At 33.5% G+C, this 23,170-nt stretch carries 16 protein-coding genes and 1 pseudogene; 10 read left to right on the forward strand and 7 right to left on the reverse strand.

Translation table 11 applies throughout. From position 1 onward, the window contains the following. Window positions 1–137 precede the first annotated feature (137 nt). Window positions 138–1,679 (reverse strand): glycine--tRNA ligase, encoded by a 1,542-nt coding sequence (locus R6X41_RS17565; RefSeq protein ID WP_318501663.1) that lies wholly within the window; start codon window positions 1,677–1,679, stop codon window positions 138–140. 87 nt (window positions 1,680–1,766) lie between these two features. Between R6X41_RS17565 and R6X41_RS17570 the strand changes: the two genes are divergently transcribed. Together R6X41_RS17570 and R6X41_RS17575 are read left to right on the forward strand one after the other, a co-directional pair. After that, on the forward strand, window positions 1,767–2,444 hold the full coding sequence (locus R6X41_RS17570) for a ComF family protein (RefSeq protein ID WP_318501664.1): 678 nt from the start codon (window positions 1,767–1,769) through the stop codon (window positions 2,442–2,444). 80 nt (window positions 2,445–2,524) lie between these two features. Next, the gene (locus tag R6X41_RS17575) at window positions 2,525–4,108 is read left to right on the forward strand and encodes an Ig-like domain-containing domain (protein ID WP_318501665.1); all 1,584 of its coding nucleotides are present in this window, start codon (window positions 2,525–2,527) and stop codon (window positions 4,106–4,108) included. Here the strand turns inward: R6X41_RS17575 and R6X41_RS17580 are convergent. Together R6X41_RS17580 and R6X41_RS17585 are read right to left on the reverse strand one after the other, a co-directional pair. Then, window positions 4,095–4,874: a nitrilase family protein gene (locus tag R6X41_RS17580; protein WP_318501666.1), complete on the reverse strand. Its 780-nt coding sequence runs from the start codon at window positions 4,872–4,874 to the stop codon at window positions 4,095–4,097. The genes R6X41_RS17575 and R6X41_RS17580 overlap by 14 nt on opposite strands. Further along, window positions 4,874–5,203, reverse strand: a complete 330-nt coding sequence (locus tag R6X41_RS17585) for a hypothetical protein (RefSeq protein WP_318501667.1) — start codon at window positions 5,201–5,203, stop codon at window positions 4,874–4,876. Before R6X41_RS17585 ends, R6X41_RS17580 begins: the two co-directional genes overlap by 1 nt. A 180-nt stretch (window positions 5,204–5,383) precedes the next feature. Here R6X41_RS17585 and R6X41_RS17590 point away from each other — a divergent pair, with 180 nt between their 5' ends. The 4 genes from R6X41_RS17590 (at window position 5,384) to R6X41_RS17605 (ending at window position 13,455) form a co-directional block, all read left to right on the forward strand. Then, the gene (locus tag R6X41_RS17590) at window positions 5,384–7,471 is read left to right on the forward strand and encodes a S46 family peptidase (protein ID WP_318501668.1); all 2,088 of its coding nucleotides are present in this window, start codon (window positions 5,384–5,386) and stop codon (window positions 7,469–7,471) included. A gap of 272 nt (window positions 7,472–7,743) precedes the next feature. Beyond that, window positions 7,744–9,369: a tetratricopeptide repeat protein gene (locus tag R6X41_RS17595; RefSeq protein WP_318501669.1), complete on the forward strand. Its 1,626-nt coding sequence runs from the start codon at window positions 7,744–7,746 to the stop codon at window positions 9,367–9,369. A gap of 160 nt (window positions 9,370–9,529) precedes the next feature. Then, a complete protein-coding gene (locus tag R6X41_RS17600) occupies window positions 9,530–12,382 on the forward strand; it encodes a TonB-dependent receptor (protein WP_318501670.1) in 2,853 nt (950 codons plus the stop codon). A gap of 56 nt (window positions 12,383–12,438) precedes the next feature. Next, entirely contained in the window at window positions 12,439–13,455 is a 1,017-nt protein-coding gene (locus R6X41_RS17605) for a phytase (RefSeq protein ID WP_318501671.1), read from the forward strand. A gap of 89 nt (window positions 13,456–13,544) precedes the next feature. On the opposite strand, the gene R6X41_RS17610 is transcribed toward R6X41_RS17605, so the two are convergent. From R6X41_RS17610 to R6X41_RS17620, 3 genes are read right to left on the reverse strand one after another with little or no spacing between them, the layout of a single operon-like run. Next, a complete protein-coding gene (locus R6X41_RS17610) occupies window positions 13,545–14,861 on the reverse strand; it encodes a TolC family protein (RefSeq protein ID WP_318501672.1) in 1,317 nt (438 codons plus the stop codon). Beyond that, window positions 14,851–18,054, reverse strand: coding sequence for an efflux RND transporter permease subunit (locus R6X41_RS17615; protein ID WP_318501673.1), 3,204 nt, complete (start codon window positions 18,052–18,054; stop codon window positions 14,851–14,853). Before R6X41_RS17615 ends, R6X41_RS17610 begins: the two co-directional genes overlap by 11 nt. 6 nt (window positions 18,055–18,060) lie before the next feature. Beyond that, entirely contained in the window at window positions 18,061–19,188 is a 1,128-nt protein-coding gene (locus tag R6X41_RS17620) for an efflux RND transporter periplasmic adaptor subunit (protein WP_318501674.1), read from the reverse strand. Between the two features lie 236 nt (window positions 19,189–19,424). Between R6X41_RS17620 and R6X41_RS17625 the strand changes: the two genes are divergently transcribed. The 4 genes from R6X41_RS17625 (at window position 19,425) to R6X41_RS17640 (ending at window position 22,918) form a co-directional block, all read left to right on the forward strand. Beyond that, window positions 19,425–20,219, forward strand: coding sequence for an N-formylglutamate amidohydrolase (locus tag R6X41_RS17625; RefSeq protein WP_318501675.1), 795 nt, complete (start codon window positions 19,425–19,427; stop codon window positions 20,217–20,219). Window positions 20,220–20,225: 6 nt separating this feature from the next. Then, a complete protein-coding gene (gene hutF, locus R6X41_RS17630; protein ID WP_318501676.1) occupies window positions 20,226–21,605 on the forward strand; it encodes a formimidoylglutamate deiminase in 1,380 nt (459 codons plus the stop codon). Window positions 21,606–21,944: 339 nt separating this feature from the next. Beyond that, on the forward strand, window positions 21,945–22,235 hold the full coding sequence (locus R6X41_RS17635; protein ID WP_318501677.1) for a hypothetical protein: 291 nt from the start codon (window positions 21,945–21,947) through the stop codon (window positions 22,233–22,235). A 65-nt stretch (window positions 22,236–22,300) separates the two neighbouring features. Further along, the gene (locus tag R6X41_RS17640) at window positions 22,301–22,918 is read left to right on the forward strand and encodes a hypothetical protein (RefSeq protein WP_318501678.1); all 618 of its coding nucleotides are present in this window, start codon (window positions 22,301–22,303) and stop codon (window positions 22,916–22,918) included. A gap of 143 nt (window positions 22,919–23,061) precedes the next feature. Here the strand turns inward: R6X41_RS17640 and R6X41_RS17645 are convergent. Next, window positions 23,062–23,170, reverse strand: a pseudogene (locus R6X41_RS17645) (IS1595 family transposase); the annotation flags it as partial.

A 23,170-nucleotide genomic window follows, 5' to 3' on the forward strand; every position in this document is an offset into this window, starting at 1 on the left:
TTTTTATATCGTCATGCTGAATTTATTTCAGCTTCCCATAAGTAGCTCCAACTATTTAAACAAAAACAATGAAGCCCATATAATGAGACCCTGAAACGCGTTCAGTTTGACGCACTATAATTAGTATCGAATATTAATTACATTTTCATTAACCAAGAACGCACGTCGACTTCTTTCTTAATAATATCGCGAAGATCTTCAATCTTAACACGTGTTTGCTCCATGGTATCTCTATTACGAATCGTAACCGTATTATCTTCCAACGTATCGTGGTCTACAGTAATACAGAACGGTGTACCGTTAGCATCTTGTCTACGGTAACGTCTCCCAACAGCATCTTTCTCATCGTAAGCAACGTTGAAATCCCATTTTAAATCTTCAACAATTTTTCTTGCAACTTCTGGCAAACCATCCTTTTTTACTAAAGGTAAAATGGCTGCTTTTACTGGTGCTAAAACTGCTGGTAATTTTAAAACAGTACGTGTTGTATTGTTTTCTAATTCTTCTTCTACTAAAGAGTTAGAAAACACGGCTAAGAACATACGGTCTAAACCTATTGAGGTTTCTACCACGTAAGGCACATAACTTTTATTTTCTTCGTGATCGAAATATTGTAATTTTTTTCCAGAATGTTTTTCGTGCTGACTTAAATCAAAATCTGTACGTGAATGAATTCCTTCTAATTCTTTAAATCCGAATGGGAATTTAAATTCGATATCGGCTGCTGCATCGGCGTAATGTGCTAATTTATCATGATCGTGAAAACGGTAATTTTCTTCGCCCATTCCTAAAGATAAATGCCATTTTAAACGTGTTTGTTTCCACTCTTCGTACCATTCTTTTTGAGTGCCTGGTTTTACAAAAAACTGCATTTCCATTTGTTCAAATTCACGCATACGGAAAATAAACTGTCTTGCAACAATCTCGTTTCTAAACGCCTTACCTGTTTGGGCAATTCCGAAAGGAATTTTCATACGTCCACTTTTCTGAACGTTTAAGAAATTCACAAAGATCCCTTGCGCCGTTTCTGGACGTAAATATAAGTCCATTGCCGTATCTGCCGAAGCTCCAATTTTGGTTCCGAACATTAAATTGAACTGCTTTACTTCTGTCCAATTTCTAGATCCTGTTAACGGGTCTGCAATTTCTAGTTCCTCTATAAGTGCTTTAACATCTACTAAATCTTCTTTTTCCAAAGATTTCCCCATACGCGCTAAAATACCATCAATTTTTTCTTGGTATCCTACTACACGTCCGTTAGTGCTAACAAATTCTGCTTTATCAAAAGTTTCACCAAAACGTTTTTCTGCTTTAGCGACTTCTTTATCTATTTTAGCTTCTATTTTAGCACAATAGTCTTCAATTAAAACATCGGCTCTATAGCGCTTTTTAGAATCTTTATTATCTATTAATGGATCGTTAAAGGCATCGACATGACCAGAAGCTTTCCAAGTGGTTGGATGCATAAAAATTGCGGCGTCTAAACCTACAATATTTTCATGCATTTGTACCATGGCTTTCCACCAGTAGTCACGTATATTTTTCTTTAACTCCACACCGTTTTGTGCATAATCGTATACTGCACTTAAACCGTCGTAAATTTCACTGCTCTGAAATACATAACCGTATTCCTTGGCATGCGAAATTACCTTCTTAAATTGATCATCTTGATTTGCCATGCTACAAAAATATAAAACGCTTGAAAACTATTCGTATCTTTTATTTAAAGTATTGTAAAATTTTGTAATTTAAAGGTTTTGGGTCTTATGTTTGAAGCATTATTCAATATTTTCTTTCCTAAAGTGTGTTACAGCTGTCAAAATGTTCTAGCCGATGGCGAACAAACGCTTTGTACAGATTGCAGACATAGCTTACCGGTAACTCAATTTCATTTTAATAATGATTCTAGTGTTTCTAAAGTTTTTTATGGAAGAGTTAAAGTTGAACAAGCCACTGCCCTATTAAGATTTGAAAAGAAAGGCATCACTCAAAAACTCATTCATCAGTTAAAATATAAAGGTCAAGAGCCTATTGGAACTTTTTTAGGCGATTGGTTGGGTGGCGAATTGCAAACTTTAGAGGCTTATAAAACTGTTGATGTTGTTATTCCTGTTCCGCTTCATAAAAAGAAACTTAAAACACGTGGTTATAATCAGGTCGACAAATTCGGACGACAACTGGCTGAAGCTTTACAAGCCGAATATATTGATGATGTGTTAATAAAAATTACAAATACAAACTCGCAAGTTTCAAAAAACAGATTAAGCCGTTGGACCGCTTCTGAAACCATATTTAGTGTTCAGCATTTAGACAAAATAAACAATAAGCACATCTTACTTGTAGACGATATTATTACCACCGGTGCCACTATGGAAGCCTGTGCAAACCTACTTCTATCTGGTAAAAATGTTAAAATAAGCATCGCGGCTATGGCAATTGCTTAAAGTGTTTTCGGTTACTGCCAAATAAATTGTTTCTTTGCGTAAATTCTAATTGAATAATGAGTAAAACGCTTTCAAATTTTTTGTTCATAACAGTCTTATGTTTAACTATAATAAATTGTGCAAATAAAGGAAATCCTACAGGAGGAAAAATAGACACAACGCCACCAGCTATAGTAAAGTCACAACCCGAAAATTTCTCAACTCAGTTTAAAAGTGATGAAATTAGAATCTATTTTAATGAATACATTAAGATTAAGAATTTAAGTAAGCAGCTTATTATTTCGCCACCAATGAATACCCAACCTGATATTACACCTTTAGGGAGCGCGAGTAAATATATAACCATTAAAATTTACGACACCTTAATTCCAAACACAACCTATGCGATTAATTTTGGGAGTAGTATTGTAGATAACCACGAAGAAAACCCATTTCCTTATTATAAATATGTGTTTTCTACCGGCGATTATATCGATTCGTTACAAGTAGCAGGTGTAATTATGGATGCGACTTTAAAAAAACCTGATAATTTTGTGACGGTTGCTTTATATGAAATAGATTCTACTTTTACAGATTCTATAATTTTTAAGGAAAAACCAAAATACGTTACCAATACTTTAGACAGTATTACAACCTTTAATTTGGAAAATATTAAAGCCGGGAAATATCTTTTAGTGGCAATGAAAGATGAGAATCAGGATTATAAATTCCAACCAAAGTCAGACAAAATAGGATTTCTAAATTCGATTATAACGGTTCCTACAGACACCATTTATCATTTAAAATTATTTAAAGAAGAATTAGAATTTAAACCATTTAAACCGCGATTAGTATCTAAAGGCAAAATAGCTTTTGGTTTTGAAGGTGATTACGAAAACATGGACATTGATATACTAACTGAAACACCTCCTGATTTTGAACATACCATTACAAAAGAAGAGAAAACAGATTCATTACTGTATTGGTATCGCCCAAAACTAGACTTAGACACGCTTCGTTTTAAAGTCGGATATAAACATACAGCAATAGATACTTTTAGTGTAAAGATTACAGATAAATATCAGGATTCCTTGATTATTAAAGGGTCTCACTCTGGACAGATTAATTTTAACGACGATTTTATTTTAACAGCAACAACACCGTTTAAATCGTTAGATAAATCTCATATTTTCTTTATTGATAAAGATTCTATCGTAGTGCCATATACAACTAAAATGGACACGTTGAATAATAACATTAAGTTTTCGTTTAAAAAGAAAGAAAATTTAAAATACCGTTTACAATTGTTCCCAGGAGCCATAACCGATTTCTTCGATAATAAAAACGATACACTTCAGTATTTAATGGAAACAAGGGCTTACGACGATTACCCAAATGTTCGTATAATTATTAAAAATGCCGAATACCCTTTAATTATTCAGTTAACAACGGAAAGTGGAGAAGTGAAATATGAACAATACAGCACAGAGCCAGAACCTGTGGATTTTACGTATTTAGCAAAGGGAAAATATTGGGTTCGCGTGATTTATGATACGAACAAAAACAAAAAATACAGCACAGGTAATGTTCTTAAAAAGATACAACCAGAACGTATAAGTTATTATCCTGAAGAAATTGATGTGCGTGCAGGATTTGATTCGGAATATGAATTTATTCTAAAATAAAAGAATCCCTATCATTTAAAAATTTAAATTTCTTTCTAGTCTTTACAACATCCGATTTGTTTAAAGTCACAATACGGTAACCAATTTCGTTTTCATAAAATTCAGAAATAGTTTCACCTAAAGTATTATAAGCAGCAGAATGCCCTGAATATTCATGACCATTATCATCTATACCAACGCGGTTTACACCTATGCAATAGCACATATTCTCTATAGCACGTGCTTGTAATAAAGCTGTCCAAGCCACAATGCGTATATTTGGCCAGTTTGCAACAAAAAAAAGTACATCGTAGTCGTCCTGGTAACGTGACCAAACTGGAAAACGCAAATCGTAACACACTAATGGGCAAAGTGCCCAACCTTTAAAATCTATAATAGTACGTTCTGTGCCTGCAGTATATATTTTATCTTCGCCAGCAAGAGTGAACGTATGTCGTTTTTTATAGGTTTTTAAATCGCCATTTGGATATACAAAAACTAACTGATTGTAATACTTATCTGCTTCAGAAACAATAAGACTTCCCATAACGGCGGCTTGTTTTTCTGCTGCTAATTTCAGCATCCAACTTACAGTTTCGCCAGACATTGTTTCTGCATATTTTGACGCATTCATTGTAAACCCAGTAGTAAACATTTCTGGAAGCACAACAACATCTACAGCATCGGGAATGGATGTTACAAGCAGACGTATTTTATCTCGATTCGCTTTAGGTTGTTCCCAAATCAAATCGGTTTGAATTAACGCTATGTGTAATTGGTCTTGCATTAAAAAATTAAAAATTTCTTTTCGCCTTTGGCTTTTCTTTCAGCTTTTTCTTCTTCCTTTAATTGTCTTCGCTCTGCTTTGGCAACTGCTTTATTTTGAGTTTTTTTGCTTTTTTTATTAATTCTGAATTCTTCCATTTTTTCAGAATGTTCATATCTAATTTCATGCTGGTCGTCTAGCGTTAAACTTTCGGTAACATCGTAACCATCTAAAATAATCGAGGACCCTTTTATTTCATAAATATTGCCTTCATGTTCAATTTCTTGAGCATTTAAAGCTGAGATAAAACATATTGAAAAAGTAAAAGTTAAAAGTAGTTGTTGTTTCATATAAATTTGATTGGGATTACGAATTTACTAAAAGCCAACCTATTTCCCTAAAGTTTTGTTTTAACTACATGTTTTTCAATTTATTTTATCCAAATTTCAGATATTAAAAGACATATATTAATCCAAAAACCCACATATATTCTACTCTTTTTTATCTTTGCAAAACTTAAAAATAAACTCATGAAATTAATAAAACTTTTAATCCTTTTTGTAACCATTCAAGTTAGTGCACAGCAAGGTGGTATGTGGATTCCTTCGCTCCTTCAAGGGATGAATGAAGACGATATGGAAACCTTAGGAAGCGAACTAACTGCAAAAGACGTTTACGATGTTAACCACTCAAGTTTAAAAGATGCCATTGGCCATTTTAACGGCGGATGTACAAGCGAAGTGATTTCTAAAAACGGTCTATTATTAACAAATCACCATTGTGGTTACGGACAAATTCAATCACATTCTTCTTTAGAAAACGACTACTTAAAAGATGGGTTTTGGGCAAAGTCTTTTGAAGATGAATTACCCAACAAAGGTCTTTATGTGGAATTTATTGTACGTATAGAAGACGTTACTGATAAAGTGCTTGAAGGCGTTACTACAGACATGACCGCCAAAGAAAAACAATCTAAAACCGACGGAAATAGTAACCGAATTCAAGCAGCAACAAAAAAAGAAGATTGGCAAAACACCAAGATTAAGTCGTTTTTTAAAGGCAATCAATATTTCTTATTTGTTACAGAGCGCTTTAACGATATTCGTTTAGTTGGTGCACCTCCAACAAGTATTGGAAAATTTGGATCGGATACAGACAACTGGGTATGGCCAAGACATACTGGAGATTTTTCGCTTTTCAGAATTTACGCCGATAAAAAAAATCGTCCAGCAGAATACTCTAAAGACAACAAGCCATACAAACCAAAGCACTTTTTACCAATCTCTTTAGATGGGATTAGCGAAGGTGATTTTACCTTAGTTTTTGGTTTCCCTGGTACTACAGAAGAATATTTACCCGCAGTTGCGATCCAAGAAATTACAGAACAATTAAATCCAAGCAACATTGCTATTCGTGAGGCTGCTTTAAAGGTGATTGACGCAAATATGAAAGCGAACGACGAAATTCGTATTCAATATGCTTCAAAACAAGCACGTATTGCAAATTATTGGAAAAAGTGGATTGGCGAAAACCAAGGCATTAAAAAGAGTAATGCTATTGCAAAAAAGAGAGCCGAAGAAGCTGCTTTTACAGACGCTTTGAAAGCACAAAATTTAGAAAGCGAATATGGAAACATACTTCCAGAACTTGAAATACAATACGAAGCTTTTGCTCCTGTAGATATAAAAAGAAGCAATTTTGTTGAAATTTTTATACGTACTAACGAGCTAATGTCCATGATGTTTTATTTATCACAAATGGAAGCTGCAGCAACTAAAGGAGATGAAACGTTTAACAAAGCCATATCAGTAACACAGGATAGAATTAAAAGCACTTTAAAAAATTACAACACCGAAGTAGATAAAGGTGTTTTTGAAGCTATTATGCCATTTTACACTTCTAATGTAGATCCTACAATTTACGATACAACAGCATTTACAAATCTTGAAAGTGCTATGGCTTTACTTGAAGGCACGCCTACAGAAGTGATTGAAAAACTTAATAACGACGCTGCTTATGCGTATGCAAAACCATTTATTGATGATTTTTACACCAACATTGAACCTGATTTTCAAGCAAAAAATTCGGCGATCAATGCTTTAGAAACACAGTATATGAAAGCACTTATGGAAGTTGTACCTAACGAACGTTATTATCCAGATGCAAATAGTACGCTTCGTGTGACTTACGGACAAGTTCGTGGTTATGCCCCTAAAGATGCTGTATATTATAATCCAGTATCGTATTTAGACGGTGTTATGGAAAAATATGTTCCTGGTGATTATGAATTCGATGTTCCACAAAAACTACAAGATTTATACGCCGCTAAAGATTACGGACGTTACGCAGATGCCAACGGGAAACTACCTGTATGTTTCTTAGGAACAAATCATACCACTGGAGGAAACTCTGGAAGCCCTGCAATTGATGCACATGGAAATTTAATCGGATTAAATTTTGACCGCGTTTGGGAAGGAACCATGAGTGACATGAATTACGATCCAGAAATTTGTAGAAATATTATGGTAGACATCCGTTATGTATTATTTATAATAGATAAATATGCAGATTCACAACGCTTAATTGATGAAATGAAATTGGTTCATCCTAAAAAATAAGAATCAAACGATATTCAAAAGTAAAGTTATAAAGCGAGGTCCATCCTCGCTTTTTTCTTGCTTCATATTTACACGCATTACAAAATATCAGAAGCGGTATTTTAACTCGATATTAAATCATTTGTCAGAACATTTTCATTTTTAGAACTAAAGTTTGAGCTAGTAATTTTTCAATATTTTCAAATAATTAATACATGCTGCCTAGTATCGTATTTTAATGCTAATTATAAAAAAGTAATATTTAAGTAACATTGCATTTTTTAATTTTGGCCATGATTATATTTAAGACCTACAGCCATTATTGTGGCATGCTACATCATAACACTATTAAATTTTTAAGCGTTGTTACTATTATTCTCTTCATAACAACAGGTGTCAATGCCCAAGAATCACAGATTCCTATTCATCGTAATATAGATTCCGTTTTCACCAAATTAAACAAGCTTTTAGATAAAGCTGAGTACACTGATAATCGTGAGGAGCTTGTTAAATCTCACATTCAATTGGCTAATTTCTACGAGCATTTAGGGATAGCAAACGAAGCTATAAAACATTATCATGATGCTTTAGAGCAGCATAATCAAGAAGACACTACTGCTGTTTATATTAGAAATAAAATGAGTCGTATATACCTTTCATTAAAGCAATATAAAAACGCAACTACGTATTTAACTAAAAGTTTGGCGACTGCAGAACGCATCAATTTTAAAAAGGGTAAAGCAACATCTTATGGGCTATTAGGTAGTGTTGCCGAAAAAGAAGAAAATTACACATTGGCTATAAAAAACCAAGAAGAAAGTTTGGCTATATTTAAGACCCTTGCCGACAGTACAGGTTTAGCAATTACCTATGAAAATATAGGGAGTATTTATGAAGACTTGGAACAGTTTGAAAATGCATTAAGCTATTTTTTAAAAGCCAAGACATATTCTAAAAACACCCCGTCCTATATTAAAATAAATATTCTAAATAACTTAGGAGATGCCCATAGAAAAATGATGAAACCGCATGAAGCACTTCCTTATTCTCTTTTAGCACTTCAAAAATCTAAATCTGCTAAAAACACCTATGAAGAAGAATCGGCACTTAAAGACTTAGCGTTAAACTATGCAGATTTAGGGGATTATAAATTGGCTTTCGATTATATGATAAACTATAAAGATCTGAATGAAAAGCTAATTGAAAATCAAAATGCAGAATTAGTAAACTCTTTACAAATTCTTTATGAAGTTGAAGAACGAGAAGCCGAAGTAAAGCTTTTAAACAAGCAACATGAAGTCAATAAAATCAGACAAAATATTTTTTTAATTAGCGGGGTTTTTCTCCTACTCTTATTACTAGGTTGGTTTCTTTACTTCAGAAAACGCAAAAAACAGCAATCCAAAATTCAGCATTATAAAAATGAACTTTTACAAGTAAACCTTGATAAAAAGACACAAGAGGAAGCTTCTTTACAAAGGAAGAATGCTATTAAAACGTCTGCCCTCACAAATTACAGTTTGCATTTAGCACATAAAAACAAAATGATTTCAGATATATCTCGAACCTTGAGTAATATAAAAGATAGAAATTCAGTATTAATGAAATCCAAGCTAGAAGCCGTAATAAAAGACATCGATTTAGATCGCTCTCAGGAAGAAGAGTGGACAGAATTCGTTAATTTTTTCGAGCAAATACATCCCAATTTTTTCCAAAATTTAAAAAACGATGTTACAAAAGAATTATCCGCTTCCGAGTTACGATTATGCGTGTTGTTAAGGCTTAATTTGTCTTCCAAAGAAATTGCAGCCATACTTAGAATAACACCTGACAGTGTGCGCATTGCACGTTACAGACTACGAAAAAAACTCCCGATAGACGCTAAAGAAGACCTTCAAATCTTCCTCTTAAATTTATAATGCAATGTTTTTAAAACATTACCAACTTGTAATTTCAGTGTTAATGTTGCCTTAAAATATAGGCCAATTGGCATGCTTTATCACGTTTTGTTAACGACTACTTTAGATTAAAACCGAGTGCTAAATCTAACTTTGAAAAAAATTAACTTAACAAATAATTATGAAAAACTGGATTACATTAATGATGCTTGTGGTTACCACTTTTAGCGCATTAGCACAAACCGGACAAGTGCAAGGACTCATTACAGATGAAAACCAATTAATAGTACCTGGTGCTTCTGTAATCATACAGGAACTTAATAAAGGAGCAATTTCAGACTTTAACGGAAAATTCGTTTTTGTTAATGTAGAAGCGGGAACTTATACTTTGGTTATAGAGTATTTAGGTTTTAAAGATTACATCGCACAATTTACAGTTAACCCTACACAAACTACAAATTTAGAGATTAGACTAAATGAAGAGATTACAGAATTAAACGAAGTTCAAGTATTACACTTTGGTTTTAGTAGTCAAGCGAGAGCTCTTAACACACAAAAAAACAAGCAGAATATTACAAACATCGTTTCTACAGACCAAATTGGAAAGTTCCCTGATGCAAATATTGGAGATGCCGTAAAACGTATTCCGGGTATTACAATGCAAGTAGACCAAGGGGAAGCGCGTAATATTATTATTCGTGGTTTAGCGCCTCAATTAAATTCGGTAACCTTAAACGGAAGTCGAATTCCTTCTGCTGAAGGCGATAACAGAAACGTTCAAATGGATTTAATTCCATCTGACATGATTCAAACTGTAGAAGTCAACAAAGCTGTAACTCCAGACATGGATGCCGATGCTATTGGTGGTTCTGTAGATTTAATTACAAAAACATCTCCACAAGCATTTCGTTTTTCTGCAACAGGAGGTTCTGGTATTAATTTAATTAATGATAAAGGCATTATTAATGGTGCTTTTCTACTTGGAGATCGTACCAAAAACAACAAATTCGGATGGGTAATTGCAGCATCTTATAACGATTCGCATTTAGGATCGGATGATGTTGAAGCAGAATGGGAAAACGAATTTGAGTACAACACAGGAATTGAAGATGAAGATGGAGACGCTATCATGCAAGACGTAGATGTTAATCCATACGCTAGTGTTTCAGAAATTAGAGAATATCATATACAGCGCATTCGTCGTAGTTTTTCAGCAAACTTCGATTATAAGCTAGACGATAACAATACCATTTTCTTTAAATCTATTTATAACTGGAGAGACGATCGTGAAAACAGATTTCGTTTACAACAAGAAATTCTTGATGGGGAAGATATTGGTTTAGGGGACTTTACAGTAGACTCTAACGGAAATTTAACATCGTTTCCTGTTGAAGCTAATCGTCAAACAAAAGGTGGTATAGACAATAATAGATCTAAAAACACGCGTTTAGAAGATCAGCGCATGCAAAACTATAGTATTAGCGGGGAGCACTTAATAAACAACTTACAAATTGATTGGATGGCAGCGTATTCTGAAGCATCAGAGGAGCGTTTAAACGAACGTTACGTAGAATACGATAGTGAGTATAGCATTTATTATAATAACAATTCTAGAAAGCCAAATTATACTCCAATTGATCAAGAAGAGGCAAATTACGAACGTTTTGAACTAGGAGATTTATCAGAAGAACAACAATTTACAGATGAAACCGATTTAAACTTTTTAGTGAATTTTGAAGTGCCTCTTCATATTTTCGATAAAGAAAATGGAATGCTTCAATTTGGAGCTAAAACCAGAATAAAAGAGAAAGCACGTAATAATGGCTATATAGAATACACGCCTTTAAGTAACGACATGGAGTTTTTAGGACAAATTCCAACAGAAAATTATACTGAATCTGATTTTAATGCAGGAAGTCAATATCAAATTGGAAATTTTGCAACACCGAGTTTTTTAGGTAATTTAAACCTTTACAATACTTCACTTTTTGAAGCAGAAGACAAACCTGAAGAATATGCAACTGCAAATTATAATGTAAAAGAGAATGTTTATGCAGGTTATGTTATGACAGAGCAAAACATTTCTGACAACTTCAGTTTACTTATAGGAATACGTTTGGAACATACTACTGCAGATGCTACAGGGAATGAAATTATATTTGATGCAGACGGTGATTATTTTGAAACATCTCCTGTAACTAGCAAAAATTCTTACACAAACGTATTACCAGGTGTACACTTAAAATACGATGTTACAGACCAAACTGTTTTACGTTTTGCTTGGACAAACACACTTGCTAGACCTAATTATGTAGATATTGTACCTTACAAAGAAATTAACAACGAAGACCAAGAGATCTTTTTCGGGAATCCAAACTTAGACCCGACAACATCTATGAACTTCGATATTATGGCCGAACACTATTTTACCAATGTAGGTTTAGTTTCCGGTGGTGTTTTCTATAAAAATATTAAAGATTTTATTTACACATTCCAGTACGAAGATGAATTAGGATATGAGGTTTACCAACCGTTTAATGGAGATAAAGCTAACTTATTTGGATTTGAAGCTGCATACCAACGCAATTTAGATTTCTTACCTGGTTTCCTTAAAAACTTCAATATTTATTTAAATTACACCTACCTAACTTCTGAAACATCCGGAATTAGAAACGAAGACGGAGAAGAGCGTACAGATTTAGATCTTCCAAATACAGCTCCAAATATGTTTAATGGCTCTTTAGGATACACAAACAAATATTTTAGCATACGTCTTTCTGCAAACTACTCTGGTGCATATATAGACGAAATTGGTGGTAACGCGTTCTATGATCGTTATTACGACGAGCAATTCTTTTTAGATTTTAATGCACGTGCCAACATTACAAAACAACTAAGTTTATATGTAGATGTGAATAACATGACCAACCAGCCCTTACGTTATTACCAAGGTGAAAGCGCAAGAACCATGCAAATGGAATACTATCAAGCACATATTACTTTTGGATTGAAATACGATTTATTTAAAAAATAACCTCAACAGCCGTTGTGTTTGTTTTTAATACAACGGCTAATTTTAAAACAAAGCACATGAAAAAACAGATTTTTAGTATCGCTATTGCTGCAATTTGCTTAACAGCTTGTAAAAGCAATCTACCTGAAATTAAACCCACTCTAGTCTCACAAAAAACACCTCACGATACAGACGATCCTGCCATTTGGATTAACAAAACCAATCCAGAGCAAAGTATTGTTTTTGGAACAGATAAGGATGAAGTTAATGGCGGTGTTTACGCCTTCGATTTAGATGGTCAAATCATTGAAGACAAAAGTTTAACTGGTGTAAACTACCCAAACAATGTAGATATTGAATACGACTTCGCTTTAAACGATTCTACTCTAGTAGACATTATGATGTTTACGGAACGTGAAAAAAATCAGATTCGTTTGTATTCGGTTCCAGACATGACGCCTTTAGACAATGGGGGTTTTCCTGTTTTTGAAGACGAAACGGATATTGAATTAAGACGTCCTATGGGAATTAGCATTTACAAAAACCCAGAAAACAAAAAGACGTACGCAATAGTTAGTCGTAAAAAAGGACCTCTTGAAGGCTATCTGTATCAATATGAATTAGTATCTACAGCAAACGGAATTTCTGCTAACCTCGTTAGAAAATTCGGAACATTTAGTGGCGAAAAAGAAATTGAAGCTATTGTTGTAGATGATGAATTGGGACATGTATATTTTTCTGATGAAGGTGTTGGGATAAGAAAATTCTATGCTGATCCGGCAAAAGGAGATGCACAAATTTCAATATTTGGATCTGAATATTTTAGAGATGATATCGAAGGAATCGCATTAGCAACTTATACTGATGGCGATGGGTTCTTAATCGTTTCTAACCAACAAGACCACAGTTTTAATATTTTTAAACGTGGTGATAATAGCTATGTAAAAACATTAAACCTTGGGACAATTGAAACCGATGGTTGCGATGTGACCACAGAATCTTTAGGCCCTAAATACCCGAATGGTTTATTTGTATCCATGAACGACGAAAAAGATTTCTTTTTCCACAGCTTAGACTCTCTTAAATTAAAATAAGCACACTTTAATTTAAACTTAAATAAAAACGCCATATTCAAAATTTGAACATGGCGTTTTTCAATACTTAAACCAGAATAAAGTTTATATTAAAAGGAAATATTTAATAATTCTCCACTTAATTGAAGCAAGTATAATTCGGCTAGTTTAGCCTGATACTTTGCATTGTTCATACTAAGCTCTGCTGTTAAAAGATTAAGCTGCGCCTGTCTAAACTCTATAGAAGTTGTTTGTCCTAATTTAAATTTCTCTTTAGTCCGATCGAAATTATTTTGTGCTGTTATTATATTATTTTCTTGTATATAATAGATTTTAAGCTTGTTTTGATAATCTCCCCATGCATTTTCAAAATCGCGATCTAAACTTATAGCAATAGATTCTTTTTGCAACTCTTGGTTATCTAAATTAATCTTTGCATTCCTAACATTAGTAATTGTACTACCGCCATCAAACAAATTCCAACTTAAATTCAATCCTCCAAAAAGCCCTGTATTTGTAGATTGTGCAGTAAAAGAGGCGGCATTATTATTATTTTTATTCCATCCATAAGACCCAACTAATCCCAAAGTTGGTAAATACCCAGATTGATTTGCCTTAATAGTAAACTCGTTAATAACAATATTTTTTTCAATTTGTAAAAGAGACACGTTATTCTCTTTCATTTTAGCATATAAATCGTCTTTATTAATGTCTAATGAAAAAGTTATAAGGGTATCTACTTCAAAACTTGGCGCTAATTCTGTTCCTAAAACCACATTTAAATCCCGCTTCGTATTAAACAGGTTTTGTTGAGAATTCATTAAATTAATACTATCGTTATTCACATCTACTTGCGCGTTTAATACATCCAACATTGTACCTTGCCCATAATCGAACTGATATTGCGCTCTTATCACACGATCGTTAGAGATTTCTAGCGTTTGCGTTAAAGCTTCGACGTTTTCGGACACTTGAGCCACATTGTAATAAACCGTAAACAATTGTTCCATGGTCGTTTCAATAGTTTGTCTAGCTTCAAGTTCTGATAATTGATATTCTTCTTTTAATTGTTTATAATTATAATAGCGTCCTAAGCCATCAAAAAGGGTATAGTTTAAATTAATTGACGCATTATAACTCGAACTTTCTGCGCCATTTAATGTGGTGACTCCTCCGTCAGAAAATTCCACTTCTGTATTATCTAAATTATAACCTGCACCAGCATCACCTGTTAGTGTTGGCAAGTAACCTGAGTTTAAAACATCCTTATTATTTTCGGCTATTTCAGTATTGTTATTCGCGATTTTAATACCATAATTATTTTCTAACGCAATAGAAATAGCTTTCGTTAACGGCAATTGTTCTTGAGCTTTAGCCGAAGTAAAAACCAACAACATGAGTGCAACTATTTTATATTTAATGTCCATAGTCTTCATTTTGTTCTTTAATAGCACGCTCGACCTCTTCTTTGGTAACATGCTTTCCAGTGATTAACCATTTTGTTTTCTGTTTAATAGTGTTACTAAACGATAACAATAGTGGTAATACTAATAATGTTAAGATGGTTGCATAAGCAATCCCAAACGTAATAGAAATGGCCATAGGCTTTAAAAACTGTGCTTGTCTACTTTTTTCCATTAGTAAAGGTGCTAACCCTGCCATTGTGGTAATGGTTGTTAAAAAGATAGCTCTAAAACGAGATTTACCTGCTTCTTTTAACGCATCGTCGAATTTTAATCCGGCCTTTAAATTGGTATTAAATTTTCCGATTAGCACCAATCCATCGTTAACCATAATACCTATTAATGCAATAATACCAAGTAACGACAGTACGTTTACTGGGAACCCTAAAAGCCAGTGGCCCCAAGCTACAGCAGTTAAACTAAACGGAATTAAAAGGATTAAAAGTAACGGCTGACTTAAACTTCTAAACGTAAAAGCTATGGTGATATATATCAATAGAATGATAACCAAACCTGCACTATTAAGTGAACGTTTCAGTTTATCGGCTTCTCTATTCTGTCCTTCGTAAGACGCTGAAATTGTAGGATATTTAGCTTGTAAATCAGGTATAATTGTAGCTTTAATATCATCTAAAATATCTGTTACACTTGTATTTGGATCTACTAAATCGGCAGACACTTCAATTTCTCTACGTCCTTCCAAATGATTTATAGACACATCACCACGCTCAATAGAATAATTAGCAATATCTTTTAAAGTGACACGCTCTCCTGAAGGTGTTACAATACGCATATCGTCTAGATCGTTAATAGACGCTCTATTTTCTATATCGTAACGTACCCAAACACGAATCTCGTCTTGGCCACGCTGAAAACGTTGCGCTTGTACTCCAAAAAATCCAGCTCTAATCTGACTCATTACCGCACTTAAATCTAAGCCTAATAAATAAGCACTTTCTTTAAGCTCTAGTCTAATTTCTTTAATACCTGCAGGATCATTATCGGCAACATCTTTTAATAATGGGTTGCTCTCTAAAATAGATTTCAATTCGACTTTAGCAGCCTTTAATTCTTCTATATTATTACTTAGTAATGAAACAGCGACTGGACTTCCTCCAAAGTTCCCTCCAGATCCAAAGATTAATTTTTCAACACCAATTACTGGCCCTACCAAGTCGCGTACACGATTCGCAACCAAAGACGCATTAATCACATCTGGACGTTCTTCTCCAGGCAACATATTTATACTTAAAGTGGCACTAGACGCACTATTAATTTCCTTAATAGTGTTTTCAAAAAGCTTTTTATCGGTATCTCCTAGATATTTCTTACTGAATTCTTCATTCACCAAATAGGCCTTTTCCTCAATGATAGACATAATGGAATCTGTAACTCGAACATTCGTTCCGTTTGGCATTTCTAGTTCTATGGACACACGATCACTCGCGATACTTGGAAAAATAGTGACACCAATTACACCGCCTCCCATGGCACCAAAAGTTAAAATTAAGCCTCCTAAAAATAAACCAAGGGCCAATATTTTAAACTCGAACATAAAATCGAGAACTGGTACGTAGATTTTTTCTCTTAGAAAAATCATAATACGATCTCCAAAAGCATTAATTCCTCTCATTTTAGAGAAAAACAATCCTGCCTTCGTTTTCGGTTTATTCTTTCTTTCTTTATGTCTTTGTAACGCTTTCGAATGCGCTAAATGCGCAGGTAAAATAATAAGAGCTTCTATTAATGAAACGACTAATGTTAAGATAACTATGACCGAAACTTCACTAAAAAACTCTCCAATCCTACTGTCTAAAAATAAGAAGGTAGAAAATGCTAATAAAGTTGTAATAATAGCAGAAACAACTGGCGGAATAACTTCCATTGTTCCATCAATAGCCGCATTAATAGGATCTTTACCGTCTTCGAAATGCTGATAGATATTTTCTGCGATTACAATCCCATCATCCACCAAAATACCGATAACGATAATCATTCCGAAAAGTGAGAATACATTTATCGTGACATTAAACTGACTCGCAAAAATAAGCATCCCAAGAAAAGAAATTGGCAGTCCAAAGGCCACCCAAAATGCTAATCTAGTATTTAAGAAAATAGATAAAAACACTAACACCAAAAGCATTCCTGCAATGGCATTTTCTGTTAATAATTGCGTACGCTGTTTTAGGGTAATCGATAAATCACGAACAATATCTAATTTCACATTATTATGCGACTGATTGTACTCTTCTATATATGCTTTAACATTATCTGCCGATGTCAGTAAATCTTCATTATCTGTACTCGTTACACTAACATTTACAGATAAATCTTTATTAAAATAAGTCGCTTTAGGTGTTTCTGAAAAGCGATCTCTTAAAATAGCAACATCTTTTAAACGAATTGTTTTTCCATCTGCAAAAGCACGCACCACAACATTAGAAAGTTCATCACTATAATACGAACGATTATTAGCACGAATAAGAAACTCTTCGGAATTGGTTTTAATGTTACCACCAGTTACTAATATATTGGAATTGCTTACTGCTGCAGCTACTTCATTAAAAGTAATATTATAAGCTAAAAGACTGTTTTCGTTAACGGCTATTTCGATTTCCTCTTCTGGATATCCCGAAACTTCTACTTGCGAAATGCCGTCAATGGCCCTTAAGTCGTTTTCAATCTGCCTCCCTAATTGTTTTAAGGTTGCTAAAGGAATATCTTTCCCGCTAATAGCAAAAGATATTGTTTCTCTTACATTTTCAGTCTTAGAAACAACAAGAGGCTCCATACCAGAAGGAAAACTTGCCACACGGTCTACCGCATTTTTAACTTCTAAAAGCATGAAATCTATATTCTCGCCTTTTTCAATTTCAACAGTAATCATACCACTGTTTTCTGACGACGAAGACGTCACACGATCTACACCTTGCAACCCTTTTAAATTATCTTCTATTTGAAGTACAATTCCTTCTTCAATTTCTTGAGGAGAAGCTCCAGGATAGACGATTTGAATTGTAATTATTTTAGACTCTATAATCGGGAAGAAAGATGATTTTAAAGACATCAATCCTATAATTCCAAAGACAGTAAAAGCCAGAATAAATATAGTTACGGCAATATGATGCTTTATAAAATAAGCTATTATTTTTCTCATGTGTCGTTAGTTGTTTTTAGGCTCTTGTTCTTTAAAAACGGTTACTAACATACCAGCATAACCACCTTGAATAGGACGAGATACAATAACACTACCCTCTGGCACATCTTTTAAAACAACTTTAGTATCACTAAAATGTATAGGTTTAACAGGAATAACATCTAAAACAGAATCGCGAACAACAAAAATTTCTTGAGTATCTAGAAGTAGATTTCTGTCAATTTCTATCGCATTTTCCTCATCCTTAGCATCTACATTAGCTTCTAAATACATGCCTTCTTTTAAACTTTCATCTTTTACTTCAATAAAAACTCGAATGGTTTGCGTTGTCGCATCGACACTACCGTTTACTCGAGATACTTTTCCGAGGTAAGTTTCAGTACCTTCTAAATTATTAAGGGCAACGGACTCTCCTACTTTTAACAAACCGGCGAAGGATTTACTTATAGCCACTTCCATTTCATAAACAGAAGGATCTATAAATACACCCAACTTTTGCCCACTTCTAATCAGAGTCCCTTCATTAACCAAGGCTTCGATAAGGATGCCGTTAAAAGGCGTTCTAATCACATATTTTGATAATCGCTGTTCTAGATTTTTTACATTAAAATAATTAGAAACAATGCCCCTACCCGTAATAAAATAATTTTCCTTTTCGGAAGTCATTTCAGGAAGTTTAGGTGTTGTTTTATTTAAATCGAAATGACTTAAATACGCTTCCCATTTCGGAAAAACTTCAGGGAAGTCTAACCTTAAATCAGGCATTATTGCTGCAATTGAATTATATAAATTACTTTTTGCAGATTGTACACTCGCATAATATTCCGAATCTTCTATACGAATTAAAGTTTGTCCGGCTCTATAAGATTGGCCCGCTTTAAACAAAGGTGTACCTGGTTTAAAAATACCTTGAACTTCAGAATACAATTCGAATCTTCGTTTGGCAGTCAGATTACCGTTTGCAGGAATTACAATAGGAATTGTACTATTTCTAACCGTATCGGCAAAAACAACTTTAACAACTTTTGGCGCGATAGGTTTAACTTTATTTTTATTATCAATAAGGCTTTTTGCTATAAAAAAAGAAGCAACAATAAAAAGCAAGCCTAAGACACTAAGTATAATTTTTCTCATACAGGGTTCTTTAAAACGTATTAGACTCCAAAACTATCTTTAAGTTTAGTTTAATTTTGTTAAAGAAACCTTAAATCATTATAACTTATTAGAATTGAAGACTTTTATTTCCTGAAATTTCCTTTCAATTCATGTTTATCAGAACCCATCCTATTTCTCTAAGTAATTAATCATATTACTTGTACTTTTGTAAGACTTACTTTTTTCTATAGTAAATCAAAAAAAGAGATTGTATCATGACACTTTACAACATCATTAATCCAAAGGTAAACGCCGTTCCAATTATACTTAGTTCACCACATTCAGGAACCTACTTCCCTCCTGAAATTAGATCGCAGTTTTATCCTGAGTTTGTTTCAAATCCAGATGACACCGATTGGTTTATTGATAAATTATACAGTTTTGCTTCTGATTTAGGAATCACCATAATTTCTGCAAATTATAACCGCTGGGTGGTCGATTTAAATCGTGATCCCGAAAGCAAACCACTATACAACGACGGTCGTGTAATAACGGGATTAGTCTCTACCACAAATTTTAATGGGGACGAACTTTACAAATCTGAAACGCCTACACAAGACGATATCAATTTTAGAATTGAAAACTATTACAAACCGTATCATTTGAAAGTTGAAGAACTGCTTCAAGACACTAAAAAACAATTTGGAAAAGCACTGCTTTTTGATGCGCATTCTATTCGAAAACATGTACCTGGCATCCAAGACACACCATTTCCTGATTTAATTCTTGGTGATAATGATGAAACTTCTGCTTCTAAACAGATTATTGATACCGCTTACAACGCTTTAAAACGTGCCAACCTTCATTTAGAGCATAATCACCCGTTTAAAGGCGGACAGATTACACGTGCTTTTGGCAGGCCAGACGAAAACATTCACGCACTTCAGTTAGAAATGGCAAAAACCAATTATATGAATGATGCCGAAACGGAATATAATGCCGAACGTGCCGCAAAAATGCAAGTCACTCTTAAAGCTATGTTTCAAGATCTTATACAAACCTTATCCTAATTAATCATGTCTAAACACTATACTTTTAAAGGGCTTTTAACCGAAAACGGTTGGCTAGAGAACGTAACTGTTTCAGTGACCTCTACTGGTGAAATTTCAGATATTTCAACAGATTCAGAAACACCTTCAGAATATGTCGATGGTTATGCGTTACCTGGATTTCAGAATGCACATTCACATGCTTTCCAATATGCGATGGCAGGTTTAGCAGAATTACATGAAGACACAGGCGACACCGACGATTTTTGGAGTTGGAGAACAGCTATGTACAATTTAGCATTGCGTATTTCTCCACAGCATTTAGAAGACATTGCCACCATGTTATATGCCGAAATGGTACGACATGGTTATACCCAAGTTGCCGAATTTCATTATTTACATCACGATTTAAACGGGAACCGCTATGCAAATTTAGCCGAGCTCGGGGAACGCTTAATTTCGGCAGCAAAGACAGCAGGAATACATATTACATTAATTCCCATGTTTTATCAGAAAGGCGGATTTAATATGCCTGCAGAAGATAAACAACGTCGTTTTATCTCGAAAACCATAGACGAGTATTACGAGCTTTTAGAAAGCACAGAACAGGTTGCTAAACACTATAATCATGTAAATGTGGCAATCGGAATTCATTCATTACGAGCCGTAGATAGTTATAGCTGTATTGAATTGTGTACTAATCTAAAAGGAGACAAACCATTCCATATACATGTGTCTGAACAAAAAAAGGAGATTGCAGATTGTATTGAAATGTATGGTGTCCGACCCGTACAATGGTTATTAGACAACTGTAATGTAAACGATAATTTTCATCTGGTTCATGCTACACATTTAGATAAATTCGAATTAAAAGGCATTACCAAACAAAACGCTAATGTTGTGATTTGTCCGTCTACAGAAGGTAATTTAGGTGATGGATTATTCCGGTTTAATGACTTTAAAAAATTAAACGGAAATTGGAGTATTGGTACCGATAGTCATGTGGGAATTAATCCGTTTGAAGAGTTGCGAATTTTAGATTATGGTCAGCGATTACACACCCATAAACGCAACACCTTTTACAAAACCAATATGGGGGATAGCGGATTTAACGCCATAAAAATGGCTTGGCAAACGGGTAGAAAAGCAATGGGGAAACAAAATGAAATATTCTTTAAAATTGGAGAGCCTTTTGATGCTGTAATTATGGATGCAAAATCACCTTTAGTTGCTACAACTTCTACAAAACATTTATGTAACACGTTTGTGTATTCTAGTGATGTGTCTCATCAACTAGGAACCATAATTAATGGACAGTGGAAAGCTAAAAATGGACAACATTTGGAACGTGAAAAAATTACTTCAAATTTCGTGAAAACGATGAAGGATTTGGGGTCGCGATTTTAGAGTCTAGTCATATAAATATTACAGCTATTTCACCTTAGTAGTTTTCATTTATAGAAATAATGTTAAACTCCATAAAACATATTAATTTACAACGAAAAACATATTTAAAACAGAATTTTTTACGACTATTTTAAAACAAACATAAAACACTTAACTTAAGCTAATTAAGCGGGTTTTTAATTCCTAAAAATTGACTATGATCAATAAATTTAGTTATTAAAATCATGATTTTTATTTTTATTTTTATTTTTACAATTAATATTGGAATATTTTTCAAATAAAGACAGACATTAATCAACGAGTTTTATAGTTAAAACAAGTCCATTAAAAAAATATATAATGAAAAAGTATGTATTATTGAGTTTAGTTTTTATATCTGTATTGGCTACTGGTAAATGTCTAGGTCAAGAGAAAAATAATTACACATTAAATGGCGATTTAAAAGATAAAAAAGGAGATTCTATTGCTTTAGCTAGTGGATTTATATTAGGTGACCTTTATCAATACGAGTTCGAAAAGGAAATGACAAGTATTATAAATAATAATTTTACTATGGAAGGGGATCTTGCATATCCACACCCCTTTTATTTTGCTACTAACACCCGGGATATTTCTGGATTGTTTTTTTAGAAAATAAGGTTCAATTAGACTCTTTGTACATGAATATCACTCCTAACTAAAAATTAATTAATTAATTGAAAAAACATATAATAATATTCTTTTTGAATATCTCTATTTCAAGCTGTGGAGGTGCAAAATATAGTTACAATTTTGAAAAGGGAAAAAACATAAATTTCGAAAGCGGAAAATGGATTTTAAATGAACCGTTTACAAATTATAAGGACAACGATGCTTACAAGTATGCTAAAGTGGAATTTGAAGAAATCCTAGGAGATTCATTAGTGGAGTTAATAAAATTAAGGCAAACTAAAATAATTGAAAAGAAATTACCTCTAAATCCGACAACCAATGAATTATCTCAAATTAAGAAATTCTCAGGTTCTAATTTTTTAATCAATATTGAATCAAAAATTGAAAAAAATCAAATGGGTAGCTCTTCTCACCATACCCCTGATTTCGGTACGGCAATAAAATATAATGAAGCTTGGACGAAAATTCGAATATATGATTTAGACAAGTTGGAGTTGATATCTGAATCCACTGCATTTGGTCAAGTAAAAGTAACCAAAAGATCTGAAGATGACGAGAGTGTTCTTGAAGGTTTACTTGATTACACTACCCCTGGAAAAAAACTCGCTTTAAAAACTATTGAAAAATTAATAAGAAAATATGATAAGTATAGACAAGAATAAAAAACTTGTTACAATAACTAAGTATTCGGCTCGCCGATAGGCTAGAGCTGAATATGTGTTGACGAATCCGGTTTCTTTGGCCTCTATGGGTAAAACGAGAAAGATATCTTATAGAAACTGTAAAAATGAATAGAGGTCAGTAGTTAGTTACTTATTAATTTAGTTTGATATATTTTATCTCTATCGACCATTTTTGTTATTAAGTTATTGAATATTGTGTTCTTACTTTGCGAACGATTTATTCTAAAACAA

Origin of the sequence: Formosa sejongensis (assembly GCF_033447105.1) — a bacterium.
Lineage (GTDB): Bacteria > Bacteroidota > Bacteroidia > Flavobacteriales > Flavobacteriaceae > Formosa.

Bases quoted from the DNA above. Each gene is read 5' to 3' on its own strand.
- R6X41_RS17595 (WP_318501669.1), top strand. From the start codon at position 7,744: ATGATTATATTTAAGACCTACAGCCATTATTGTGGCATGCTACATCAT.
- R6X41_RS17590 (WP_318501668.1), top strand. From the start codon at position 5,384: ATGAAATTAATAAAACTTTTAATCCTTTTTGTAACCATTCAAGTTAGT.
- R6X41_RS17585 (WP_318501667.1), bottom strand. From the start codon at position 5,203: ATGAAACAACAACTACTTTTAACTTTTACTTTTTCAATATGTTTTATC.
- R6X41_RS17620 (WP_318501674.1), bottom strand. From the start codon at position 19,188: ATGAGAAAAATTATACTTAGTGTCTTAGGCTTGCTTTTTATTGTTGCT.
- R6X41_RS17570 (WP_318501664.1), top strand. From the start codon at position 1,767: ATGTTTGAAGCATTATTCAATATTTTCTTTCCTAAAGTGTGTTACAGC.
- hutF (WP_318501676.1), top strand. From the start codon at position 20,226: ATGTCTAAACACTATACTTTTAAAGGGCTTTTAACCGAAAACGGTTGG.
- R6X41_RS17610 (WP_318501672.1), bottom strand. From the start codon at position 14,861: ATGGACATTAAATATAAAATAGTTGCACTCATGTTGTTGGTTTTTACT.
- R6X41_RS17580 (WP_318501666.1), bottom strand. From the start codon at position 4,874: ATGCAAGACCAATTACACATAGCGTTAATTCAAACCGATTTGATTTGG.
- R6X41_RS17565 (WP_318501663.1), bottom strand. From the start codon at position 1,679: ATGGCAAATCAAGATGATCAATTTAAGAAGGTAATTTCGCATGCCAAG.
- R6X41_RS17625 (WP_318501675.1), top strand. From the start codon at position 19,425: ATGACACTTTACAACATCATTAATCCAAAGGTAAACGCCGTTCCAATT.
- R6X41_RS17600 (WP_318501670.1), top strand. From the start codon at position 9,530: ATGAAAAACTGGATTACATTAATGATGCTTGTGGTTACCACTTTTAGC.
- R6X41_RS17615 (WP_318501673.1), bottom strand. From the start codon at position 18,054: ATGAGAAAAATAATAGCTTATTTTATAAAGCATCATATTGCCGTAACT.
- R6X41_RS17635 (WP_318501677.1), top strand. From the start codon at position 21,945: ATGAAAAAGTATGTATTATTGAGTTTAGTTTTTATATCTGTATTGGCT.
- R6X41_RS17605 (WP_318501671.1), top strand. From the start codon at position 12,439: ATGAAAAAACAGATTTTTAGTATCGCTATTGCTGCAATTTGCTTAACA.